A 12,208-nucleotide genomic window follows, 5' to 3' on the forward strand; every position below is an offset into this window, starting at 1 on the left:
TTATTATTTAAGTATTAAGACTTGTCCAATTGATAAAGTGTATGGATAAGTTAAATTGTTTAAACGTGCAATTTCTTCTTTATCTTTTCCTGCTAAATAAGAAACAAAGAATAAAGTATCACCCTTTTGAACTGTGTAAGCGTCTCCAGTATAAGAGCCTTTAGCAATTTGACTATAATCAGGTTTACCATTGGCATCTCTTGGAATATTAAAAGTATTATTCACTTGAGATACAGGACGACTAACAGGTATTTCTTGTTGATATACTGGAGGAGCGGGTTGCTCAATGGTGTCAGTATTCTGCCAACCGCCACTTACTGTTCCAACTTCTGCTGGCGGTGGAATATCATCTTCAATTGTTGGAGCATACGTTGTACAAGCGGTCAAAGTCAGTGCCATAATCGGAAATAATAAAAATGATTTTTTCATTGTATTTGTACCTTTTATTTAAAAAATTGGTAGAAAGAATAAACGATGACGACGAATAATACAACCGCCCAGCCTATAATTTCAATAGATTTTCGAATTTTATGTGCATATTTTTCTCCCCCCCACGCTGATAATCTTGCTACTAACAAAAAACGTAGAAAACGAGAGATTGTCGCTGTTAATACAAAAGGTAAAAACAACATTTGCATTACACCTGCACAAATCGTAAATATTTTATACGGAATTGGTGAGAACCCTGCTAAAAAGACAACTAAAATGCCCCATTGTTCAAACCAAGTGAGTGTTTTATCAAATTGAGCTTGATAACCCCAACCAAAAATAATGTCTTTTACCCAATCAAAGGCATAAAATCCAATGCCATAACCGATCATTCCACCCATTACAGAGGCGATCGTGGTATAAATTGCATAACGAGTTGCTAATTTAGGCTGACTCATCGACATTGGAATAAGCATTACATCAGGTGGAATAGGGAAAAATATTGCCTCAATAAAACTGACAAGACTTAACCATAGCCACGCCAAACGGTGTGATGACCACTCCATTACCTTATCATAAATTGTGCCAAATAGTTTCATTTAAAATTTTTCTTTTAACGCTAAAATAGATTGATAAGCCGTCATATCTGCTTGGATTGGTGTGATAGATACCTTATTTTGTTTGACAGCAAAAAAGTCTGTTCCTTCTCCATTATCACTCGGAGTACCACTTGGTCCAATCCAATAAACAGTTGCATCTCTCGGATCTTTTTCTTTAATCACTTTTGCATCAGCAAGACGATTTCCACAGCGAGTAATTTCGATACCTGCTAATTTTGAATAAGGCACATTTGGAACATTTACATTCAAAATTTGTTTATTTGGAAGAAGATTGACTTGTATTTTTTGCAGTAAATCAAGAACCACTTTAGCCGCAGTTTCAAAATAATGCTCGCCTGATACAAGATAAGTTGAATCATTTTTTTCTACTAGAGAAACCGCAATCGAAGGTAATGGTAAATGACGACCTTCAAGGGCAGCGGCAACTGTTCCTGAATAAATTACATCATCACCTAAATTAGCACCGTGATTAATCCCAGAGACAACCAAATCAAATTCTTCTTCAAAAAAACCATTTAATGCTAAGTGTACACAATCTGCTGGTGTACCTGCGACAACAGTATAATTCTGTTCAGAGAGTTTTTTTACTCGCAATGGATCAACCAAGGTTAAACAACTTGATGCCGCACTTCTATTTCTATCTGGTGCAATTATCGTTACATTATGTCCTGCATCACGTAAGGTTTCTGCTAATACATTGATACCCTTCGCATGGATACCATCATCATTACTGATTAAAATTTTCATTTACGTTCCTTATTAATAAAATTTGTAAATTTTTGTTAAGATCTTACCGCTTGTTTTATTTTGTTAAAGCAGTCATCAACTTAAAAACTAATATGTATAGATTGTTTCATACTTTTATACAAGGAGCAATAATGTTATATGATTAGAGCATCTCCGCAATCGCCTCCGCCTGTTCTAACACATACTTAATCGCATCTTCTTGCTTATCTGGTGGATACTTATAAATCATCAGCATTCGACGTACTAAAATTCGCATTTTGGCTTTTACGCCTTCTTTATATTGCCAGTCAATCGTCGCCGATTTGCGTAGTTTATCGGTAATTTCTCGTGCCAGTTTAATTAAGGTTAAATCGCCCATCAATGCCTTGGCACTCTCATTTTTAGCAAGGGCGTCATAAAAGGCTAATTCTGCTTCGCTTAATCCTAATTTTTGCCCACGTTTGCTTTGTTCATCAAATTCTTTCGCCAAGCCGATCAATTCTTCGATTATGTCTAACACCGATAAATTATGGTTGTGATATTGATTCATCGCCTCTTTTAAACGTTGCTCAAAATCTGCTTTGGTAGTTAAATTTGCACCACTTAATTCATTGATTTTAGATTTCAAATAACGCTCAATCGCAGATGTCCACAAATCTTTGGTCGGGCTTTGGCGGATCACATCTAAAAATTCATCGGATAACAAATTGATATTTGGGCGTTCTTGTCCGAGTAAATCAAAAAGATCCACCACGCCATCAGAAGTAACTGCTTGGTTGATCAAGGAGACTAATTTTAATTGCTGTCCATTTTTACCTGTTTTTGGATCTTTGGTGGCACTGTTTTTGATAATGGTCGCTCGCACGGCATCATAAAAAGCAAGTTCTTGTTTATAAGGTGTAGCTTGGGGTAATGCACCGCATAAAGAAAGCCCTTTTTTAGCTAAGCGAACCGCTTCTAAAAAGGCTTTTTTGCGTGGTGTTGCTTCTTTTTTATTTGGAGCATTTGGAGATGAACTAACACGATCTAACCCAACAATATGATTCGCCCCCTTTAAAATTTCCGTCAATAATTGCTGTGGATTTGTGATTTTTAACACCTCATCAAGGCTGAATTTTTTGCCATCAACCACGCTCGCAAATTGCCCACGAATAATAGAAATATACTCACACATTTTGTCAAAAATAGCGTCAATATCCTGCTTAACCGATCCTTTGCCGTTTGCGTTGGTATAATTTGCGGTTGCTTCTCGTAATTCTTCCGTTAGCCCCACATAATCCACAATCAACCCGCCATTTTCACGGCTTTTATTACGAAACACACGGTTTACTCTTGCGATGGCTTGCATTAAATTATGCCCTTTCATCGGCTTGTCGATATACATCGTATGGCAACAAGGGGCATCAAACCCTGTGAGCCACATATCACGTACAATCACCACTTTTAACGGATCATCAGGGTCTTTAAAGCGTTTTTCTAACACTTTCTTATCTTTATTATGGATTTGCCACGTCTGTGGATCACTGGCATTGCTGGTCATTACAATTTTAATCGCTCCTTGATTAACATCTTCACTGTGCCATTCTGGGTGTAAAGCGGTTATTTTTTGATAAAGTTTTACACAAATATCACGGCTCATCGCCACCAACATCGCCTTGCCCTCAAATACCGCATTACGCTCTGAAAAATGATGAATAAAATCCTTCGCCAATTTATCCAAACGCTCATCAGTCCCCATTAGTTTTTCACGCAAGCGAAATTCAGGGCTATCCTCATCATCGAGCAAATCCCTCGCCTCTCTCATCAAGCGATCAAACTCGTTGCTTTCATTTAAACTGATTTGACGTGCCTCATAAATAATCGGCACTGTCGCACCGTCTTCCACTGCATCTTGAAAATCGTAAATCGACACATATTTTCCAAAAACTTCTTGCGTATCACGATCTTCCATTTCAATCGGCGTGCCTGTAAAACCTAAAAAAGAGGCATTCGGCAACGCACTGCGTAAATGTTTAGCAAAGCCCGCACGATATTGCCCTTGTGCGTTAATTTTTTGATTAAAACCATATTGCGAGCGGTGGGCTTCATCGGTAATCACAATAATATTTGAGCGAAAATTTAAAACAGGGTGGCTTTCTTCTTCATCGCTCAATCCAAATTTTTGAATAGTGGTAAAAATCACACCGCCCGCTTCTCGTTTGGCGAGTTCTAGGCGTAATTCCTCGCTATTTTGGGCTTGGATCGGTGTTTGTTTTAAAATCGCTTGCCCTTCACAAAAGGTTTTAAATAATTGACCATCAAGATCATTGCGATCCGTTACCACCACAATGGTTGGATTGCCTAACGCTTTTTGAGATAACACTTTGCCCGTATAAAACAGCATTGATAAAGATTTGCCACTGCCTTGGGTATGCCACACCACACCGATTTTTTTATTCCCCTTGATCGCAATTTCAGTGGATTGCACTGCCTCATTTACGCCATAATATTGATGATAAGCAGCGATTTTTTTGATGATTTTTCCTTTTTCATTCTTCTCAAACACCGTAAAATTTTGGATATAATCCAACAAAATCTCAGGCGAGAATAAACCATTAAGCAAACTTTCTAATTCATTTTCAAAATGCACTCGCACGCTGTTTTGCTTCTCGTCCACCACTCGCCACGGTGTAAAACGCTCAAAATCTGCTGTAACCGATCCTACACGAGCTTGGGTGTGATCAGAGATTACTAACACTTGGTTAAAAATAAACAGATCCGTGATTTCATCTTTATAGGTTTGTAACTGAGAATATGCCTTGCTAATATCCGCTTCTTCGATAAGGGGATTTTTCAACTCAAACACCACAATCGGCAAGCCGTTAATATAAGCGATGACATCAGGACGGCGATTGCCTTTTCGCCCCGCAATAGTTAATTGATTAACCACTAAAAAATCATTATTCGCTACATTTTGAAAATCAATCAAACGCACCACATCACTGATTTGCTCACCCTCTTTTTGATAGCTCACCGCTACCCCATTACGCAACCAGCCATAAGCCGTCTGATTTTGTAACGCCAAATCGCTACTATCGGAAAAGCAAATTTTCTGCACCACTTCGTCAATCACAGACTCAGGAATATCCGAATTTAAACGCACCAACGCTTGCTTTAACAACGGCTTAAACACCACCTGTGACCCACGAGAACGCCACGCCCCATCAATGGATAACTGCTCATCAATCGGAATATCCTTGCCATATTGATACCCCCAACCGAGCATTTTTAATTGTTTAATTGTTTAATTGCTAGTTGCTCAATAAGATCTTCATTTATCGGTGTGTTAAGTTTCATAAAATATTTTCCTATATGTAGGTTATCGGCAGAGCCATTAAATTTTCTGCTAATAAAAATTTATTTGGGTATTGGTTAATAATAATTCCGCCATTTTTAAGTTTAATCTTCGATACCATCTTAGATTAAACTTAATTTTACAAATTTTTGTTAAAATTTAACCGCTTGTTTTTAATAAAAAATAACTAACACCGATAGAAAAGTGCATTTTTCTATCGGTGTAGTTTTTATGTTTCACTTTTAAAATAAACCCTCGCTTTATTCTCCCCCCTTGCACACAATAAATTATTCAGCACAAATTTATTCAAATAACGTCTTACAGTTGGGGCGGATTTTTTCAGTAATTGTTGGGCTTGTTGATTGTTGATCGTTGCATTGTTTTTTAAATAATGAACAATTTTTGAGTAAGCCTCTTTTTCAGGAAGTGAAAATTTATCGCTCATTATATCGCTCATTATATCGCTCATTTGTTTTTCAGGATAAGATTGAATGGCTTTTAAAATGATAGAAAGCATAAACTCAATAAACACCGTTGCACTGCTTGTTTTATCGGCTTGTCTTAATGTTGCATAATATTCATCTTGATATTCATACACCATAGTTTCAATCGGTAGCCACGCAAATACAGGGTTACTTTGGCTTAATAATACATTTTGCCACAAGCGTCCCATTCGCCCATTGCCGTCTGCAAAAGGGTGGATAAGTTCTAATTCATAATGGATCACACAACTTTTAATTAACGCAGGTGTATCATCATTTTTTGCCCAAGCAAATAAATCTTTTACTAATTTAGGGACAAATTCAGGTCTTGCCCCCATATGAATAACGTCCCCTTTATGGTTAAAAATCCCCACATCGCTTAAACGGAATTTTCCTGCGTCTTTGATTAGCCCTTGTGTCATTAAACGGTGAGCCGTTAAAAAATCTTTGACGGAATAAGGCGAGAAACGCAATATTTTTTCATACGCCTCATAGGCATTTTTCACTTCTTGAATGTCTTTCGGCTCGCCTAAAACACGTTTACCATTGATAATATCGGTAACTTGTTCAAGGCTCATCGAGTTATTTTCAATTGCCAAAGACGCTTGAATTGAGCGTAAGCGGTTATTTTTTCGCAAATGCAACTGCTTGTCATAATCCGCCTGCAAACGTCCGATTTTCTCGGATATTTGGACGACAAGATTAAGGGCTGTGTTGGTTATTTCAAAAGGGGGCTTTTGCACTTTAATTTTTACTTTGCTTTCTTAATGCATTTATTGCATTAGATAGATTTTCATCAGATTTAGAATTAGCCTCTCCCCAAATATCCCAAAAATCAATAGTTGCTGATGCAGGTTTAATTTGAGGTTCATCAATAATAATTTTACTTGGAAGCATACAAGCATCACCAACTATAAGACTCTCTCCAATATCTAGAATTGGTAAAATATCTGATAATCCTCCCAAATTATCTGGAAATAGTCTTTTAATAACATTTTGATCATCAGGGTTAGTCAACCTCATAGCAATAAAATTTCCACATTGACTTAATACTGTTTTATTTACATCTGATGGGCGCTGACTAATAACAACTAATGAAACACCATATTTTCTTCCTTCTTTAGCAATACGTTCAAAAGTATGTAATCCTTTTTCTTCAGAACTACTTTTAGGTGAAGCTGGAATATATAAATGGGCTTCATCACAAAACATTGCTATTGGATGACGCTTATCTTTATCTGACCATTGTTGAATAGAAAATATTAATCTTGCAATTAGTCCAGTAATTAGAGGTAAAATATCTGAAGGAACTTCTGAAAGATCAATGATTTTTAAACCTTTTTTATTTTCAAATCCCATTATTTTTTTAACTAAACTCTCAAACCAATGATGATCTAAAAACTGAGAATAATTATTAAAAATAAAATTAAGTCTTTTGTCTGTGATTTTACTTTCTAGTCGTTGAATAAAACGCACTAATTTTCCATTCAGAGGTCCTTTTATTTTTGATCTAGTTCCATCTATCATTTCCTCATCTAGACTTTTTAATGATGTAATAACATTTGTTATGTCGTACGGTATAGGACTATCAATAGTAAAATTAGCTAGTATATCTGCTTGACCATTGGCAGCTAATAATGATTTCTTTTCATTTATAATTGCATCAAATAATGCACGAGCTTGATTTGGAGCATTACTATCGCTTCTATCCAATAATAGTGACTCCATTTCTTCGTAAGATAATAACCAGTATGGAAGAAATATTGTATTATCCATATCTAAAGTATCATTTGCTCCAGCTACTTTTAATAACATTACATTTTCTATTTCTGATAATGGAGAATACTCCCCATGTAAGTCAAATACTAATGCATTAGAAGAAGTGAGGAGAGCTGTTTTTTCTAAAATATTAGCAACTGTGTATGACTTTCCAGATCCTGTTCCTCCTACAATTATGGCATGTCGTTGAAAAAACTTATTACCATCTAAATTTGCAAGGGCATTTTCTGATAGGGTATATTTACCAATGGTCAAAGGATTTTTACTACTATGTGAAATAGCCATCATAAATTCAGATAACTCATCATCTGCTAGTAGCCAACACTTTGCATCAACACTTGGTAAGGTAGTTAAAGTTCGTTTAAATTTATTATTTTCTGTTCCTGATTTTTTATATAATGTTCCAACAAGATTAACTTTAATTATATTTTCTAATGATATTTGACCTCCATTTTCTTCATTATTCTCAATTGCTTTTCTCATAACTTTTGTAATTAAACCTATGATTTCTTCACCATTGCGAGTAGATTGTATTTTCACAATATGATTTATTTGTAATCCATTAAGCATATCTTCATTGTCAGAAGATATGCTTACAGTTCCAGTATCTACACTTTGTATCTTGCCTAATAGTGGTTGCTCTTTCATTGTAAAATCTCCATAAATTTATCTAATTTCCAATAATCACCCTCTATTTCCATTACAGAAATATCGGTATTATTTTTATAGGTAACTTGAGTATTAGTACTTTTTCCTTCTTCAATTAAAAGATATTGTTGTGCATTTATTAATTCCGCTTTACAACTATCTGTAATTTCTTTAGTAATAACAACTATCGGTATATTGTTTTCAACTCTTTGTTTTACTTTGGGTGTAAGATGCTTATCATTAAATCCAAAACCAACAATTAAAAAGCTTTTTGATTGTTGAATAATTTGATCGGATTTTTGTATAAGCTCTCTGTAAGGAGATTCATACGCTTCTTGATACTTTAAGCTACTTGGAATAATAATTTTTAAGTCTTTATTCTCTACTAAACTAGGAGAAAATTTTACACTCCCTGATATGTTAAACCAGTTTAAAGAACCATGTACTTTTATAATATTCACAATATTTTTATTTAAAAATAAATCTTCATTAAATGTTGATAAATCTTTATCAATAAATCCATCAGTAAAAGTTATATCATAATATGATAATATAGTTTCAAGAACTCTATCATAATTTGTAGTTATAATATTAACTAATTCAGGGTGTGGTTTCTTAAGGTAACACACTAAATTTTTTACAGACTGAATATAACCATCTCTATCTTCAATAACTTTATTTCTGACTTCTATATCTTTTTGGTGGATAGTATTCCATATAATTTTTCTGATCTCATCAAGATCATTAATATATTTAGGATCAGATAATTCTTGTTCAAGATTTTTATTATTACCATTAAATTTTTTAATTTTATCAGCTAATTCTTTACTCAGCATAGGCATTGTAGGCAATCCTAATGGTACTGTTGCACCAGATCCCCATATAATAGTAGGGCTTGTAGATAGCATTCTTTGTACTGTTTTAAAAAAAGTATCTATATTCATATATCTTCCTCTTATTCAAATCTTTCTATTTAATAACTTAGGTAATAGTATATTTCTTATTCTCTCCAAATTTCTACTTTTTTCAAGATTATTTTTAATAATTTTATAAAATGGTGAAATATATTCATTGAATAGATTATTTATTTTCTCTGTGGCTTTAATAAATGGAATACTATTCATATTCTTTTGATTTAATTTCAGCTGTACTGCACCTGTTACATAAGGTGTAATATCCGTATCTTGCATAAATAACATAAGTTGCTCTGTACTAATACTATCAATACCTTGTAAAACGTGAGCGTGATTATTTACCCAAGATTTGCCCCAAATATACTGAATAAAAGGTGTTCCATTTTCTTTTAATACTGATCCATCTTCACCAATTAAAAGATAGGTATCATCAAAAATAGCGTCATTCACATAATCCATAACAGATGTAGCTCCATAATATGGAATATTTCCTTGCCTTTCTGCTCGTTGTCTTTTTGATAACGGTACTCTTTTACTATCAAAACATTGAGAAACTTTACCGAATGTTGTCATCTCCCACCCCAACGGCAATCCATTTTCTCCAAATTCACTTGGGAAGGCTTGGGCGGTTTGGTGTAGTTGGGCGTACTCGGTGGGGGATTGTTGTGCCATTTCGGTAAGCTCGGTGTCTGTTTTGCCTGATAGGGTCATCATCGCTTTACGGTTGGCGGTTTGGATATCGTCACCGTTTGCGAGTGCGTTTGCTTTGGTGTGTACAGGGTCAAAATCAATAAACCAACTTTTGAATATCGCTTGTGCGATATTTTCTAGGGTTTGGTTGGTTTCGGTGTTGAGTTGGATTTTTTTGTCTAATTTATCTAATATATCAACAATCTCTTTTTGAGTTTTAATTTCAGGCAAAAGAAATTCATATAATCCTAAATCTCCAACTTTCATATTTGGTTGTGCAACAGTTCCTGATGAAATTGCTTTTATATGATTTTTAAAATTATCCAGTTGCATTGCATAATATAAATAATGTGAAGTAATTTTATCTTCACTAATTCTTATTCTTGCCAAGCCATTATTAAAAACAGCTTGCAAATCACGATCTATGATTTTATTTACTCCAATAGAGCCTCCTGTTCTAGCAATAATAATATCTCCATATTTTAATTGATATTTTTTAAAATCATCAGGCTTTACTTCTGTATATCCCCATAAATTAAATGGTTTATTTTGAGAGATATCTTGAATTCTTAAACATTTCAAGTTTGTTTCATATTCAAGAATAGGGGCTCTGCGAATAGCATCTAAACCTGTATTTAGGCTTAGGGCTATATCTGACAATTTAACTTTTTCCCAATTACTCATAATTTTATTCTCTTATTTTTTGTAAAAATCTAAATGTTTTTAACCGCTTTGTAGGGGCGTATTGCATACGCCCTGTATTTTTTCGTGTTATTTCAATCTATTATTTTTTATATGTTGTTTGGGCGTATGCAATACGCCCCTACATTCGATAATTTCAACGATATTTAAAACCCTAAACTTTTTAAGTTTTGTTCGATTTGTTGTTCTAATTCTTGTCCTTGTGCAAATTGTTTACGCAAGCAAGCGGTGAGATTTTGCATATTTTCTGCAAAAGGTATGCCGTCATCTTCGATTTCTTCTGCGCCGACATAGCGTCCTGCGGTGAGTACAAAATCATTGTCGGCAATGTCGTTTAATGTGGCAGATTTGCAAAAGCCTGCGATATCTTCATAGTCGGTGGATTGTTGCCATTTGTGATAGGTGTCGGCGATTTTTTGGATATCATCATCAGCAAAATCTCGTAGTACACGGTCTTTCATATAACCGATATTGCGAGCGTCAATAAATAGCACTTCGCCTTTGCGGGTTTTGTTTTTGTTTAAAAACCAGATACAGGCGGGAATTTGGGTGTTGGTGAACAGTTGCCCCGGTAAAGCGACCATACAATCAATCAAATCGGCATTGATGATATTTTTGCGGATTTCCCCTTCGTTGTTGGTTTGGCTACTCATTGAGCCGTTGGCGAGTAGCAGTGCCATTTTGCCTTTTTCGGATAGGTGGTAAATCATATGTTGCAACCACGCAAAGTTGGCGTTGCTTTCAGGCGGTGTGCCAAATTTCCAGCGTGGGTCGTCCGCCAAACTTTCGCTCCACCATTCTTTAATATTAAAAGGTGGATTTGCCATAATGAAATCCATTTTTTTATCAATATGTAACGGATTTCTTAGGGTGTCTTCATTGCGAGTGCCGAAGTCAAAATCAATACCACGAATCGCCATATTCATTACCGCTAATTTGCGTGTGGTTGGGTTGGATTCTTGCCCATAAATAGAAATAGCATTGCGATTGCCCGAGTGGGATTGAATAAATTTATCCGTAGAAACAAAAAATCCGCCACTGCCCATTGCAGGGTCGTAAATGCGTCCTTGGTAAGGTTCGAGCATTTCAACAATCAGGGTAACGATAGATTTTGGGGTAAAATATTGTCCGCCTTTTTTACCTTCTGCAAGGGCAAATTGCCCTAAAAAATATTCATAAACGTGTCCGAGAATATCTTTGGCGTGTAGGTGGATCGGTTCGCCATTGTGGGTTGGCGTGGTGAAGTTGGTATCTGAAAAAGTATTGACTAAGCCGATCAGGGTGTTCTCCGCCACCCCAAAACTGGCGATACGTTGCAATACCCCTTTAAGTTTTGGATTTTCTTGTTCAATGGCTTCAAACGCGTCATCAATCAGCAACGCTACGCCTTTAAATTTGCTCCCCCACGGTAATTCATCGCCGATATTTGTATTACACAGGGATTTTATGGTCTCCCAGCGGGCTTTTTCAGGCACCCAGAAAATATTGTCTTTGGTGTAATATTCACGCTGACTGAGTTCACTTTGTTGCATTGATTCATCAAAAAATTCAGGATCTAAATAAAGCTCGTCATCAGGATCTTGAAATTGTGTTAAAAGTTTGGCTTGATGAGCGGTGAAGGTGTCGGAGACGTATTTTAAAAAGATAAAACCGAGAACGATATGTTTGTAGTTGGCGGCGTCTAAATTATTACGAAGTTTATCGGCAGCGTTCCAAAGTGTGTTATCAAGGTTGCTAAGAAAGGCTTGTACAGCTATGCTGTTCTGGTTGCTGGTTGCATTATACTATCCTCAAAATAAATGTGTAGCAAAATTTTAATCTTTTTGATAAGAAAAATAAAGCGGTCATTTTTTATTAAGAATTTGTAAATATTCAGGAAAAAAT

At 35.4% G+C, this 12,208-nt stretch carries 9 protein-coding genes; all 9 read right to left on the reverse strand.

Annotation, left to right across the window (positions count from 1 at the left end):
- Positions 1 to 3: 3 nt before the first annotated feature.
- A complete protein-coding gene (locus tag KGI96_RS07685; RefSeq protein ID WP_211597546.1) occupies positions 4 to 429 on the reverse strand; it encodes a LysM peptidoglycan-binding domain-containing protein in 426 nt (141 codons plus the stop codon).
- Between the two features lie 14 nt (positions 430 to 443).
- A complete protein-coding gene (locus KGI96_RS07690; RefSeq protein ID WP_211597545.1) occupies positions 444 to 1,028 on the reverse strand; it encodes a YqaA family protein in 585 nt (194 codons plus the stop codon).
- On the reverse strand, positions 1,029 to 1,796 hold the full coding sequence (gene surE / locus KGI96_RS07695; protein WP_211597544.1) for a 5'/3'-nucleotidase SurE: 768 nt from the start codon (positions 1,794 to 1,796) through the stop codon (positions 1,029 to 1,031).
- A 142-nt stretch (positions 1,797 to 1,938) separates the two neighbouring features.
- Entirely contained in the window at positions 1,939 to 5,055 is a 3,117-nt protein-coding gene (locus KGI96_RS07700) for a type I restriction endonuclease subunit R (protein ID WP_370685842.1), read from the reverse strand.
- A 283-nt stretch (positions 5,056 to 5,338) separates the two neighbouring features.
- Complete coding sequence (locus tag KGI96_RS07705) at positions 5,339 to 6,334, reverse strand: Fic family protein (protein ID WP_211597543.1); 996 nt, start codon at positions 6,332 to 6,334, stop codon at positions 5,339 to 5,341.
- A 1-nt stretch (position 6,335) separates the two neighbouring features.
- Positions 6,336 to 8,018: an ATP-binding protein gene (locus tag KGI96_RS07710; protein ID WP_211597542.1), complete on the reverse strand. Its 1,683-nt coding sequence runs from the start codon at positions 8,016 to 8,018 to the stop codon at positions 6,336 to 6,338.
- Positions 8,015 to 8,962, reverse strand: coding sequence for an SIR2 family protein (locus KGI96_RS07715; RefSeq protein WP_211597541.1), 948 nt, complete (start codon positions 8,960 to 8,962; stop codon positions 8,015 to 8,017). The genes KGI96_RS07710 and KGI96_RS07715 overlap by 4 nt, the downstream gene beginning before the upstream one ends.
- A gap of 15 nt (positions 8,963 to 8,977) precedes the next feature.
- Positions 8,978 to 10,306, reverse strand: a complete 1,329-nt coding sequence (locus KGI96_RS07720; RefSeq protein WP_211597540.1) for a restriction endonuclease subunit S — start codon at positions 10,304 to 10,306, stop codon at positions 8,978 to 8,980.
- 164 nt (positions 10,307 to 10,470) lie between these two features.
- Entirely contained in the window at positions 10,471 to 12,081 is a 1,611-nt protein-coding gene (locus KGI96_RS07725; RefSeq protein WP_213156589.1) for a class I SAM-dependent DNA methyltransferase, read from the reverse strand.
- Positions 12,082 to 12,208 lie beyond the last annotated feature (127 nt).

The sequence above is a fragment of the Phocoenobacter atlanticus subsp. cyclopteri genome, assembly GCF_018343795.1.
Classification (GTDB): Bacteria; Pseudomonadota; Gammaproteobacteria; order Enterobacterales; family Pasteurellaceae; genus Phocoenobacter; species Phocoenobacter atlanticus.

Coding starts and splice junctions, on each gene's coding strand:
- KGI96_RS07685 (WP_211597546.1), bottom strand. CDS start 429: ATGAAAAAATCATTTTTATTATTTCCGATTATGGCACTGACTTTGACC.
- KGI96_RS07690 (WP_211597545.1), bottom strand. CDS start 1,028: ATGAAACTATTTGGCACAATTTATGATAAGGTAATGGAGTGGTCATCA.
- surE (WP_211597544.1), bottom strand. CDS start 1,796: ATGAAAATTTTAATCAGTAATGATGATGGTATCCATGCGAAGGGTATC.
- KGI96_RS07710 (WP_211597542.1), bottom strand. CDS start 8,018: ATGAAAGAGCAACCACTATTAGGCAAGATACAAAGTGTAGATACTGGA.
- KGI96_RS07715 (WP_211597541.1), bottom strand. CDS start 8,962: ATGAATATAGATACTTTTTTTAAAACAGTACAAAGAATGCTATCTACA.
- KGI96_RS07720 (WP_211597540.1), bottom strand. CDS start 10,306: ATGAGTAATTGGGAAAAAGTTAAATTGTCAGATATAGCCCTAAGCCTA.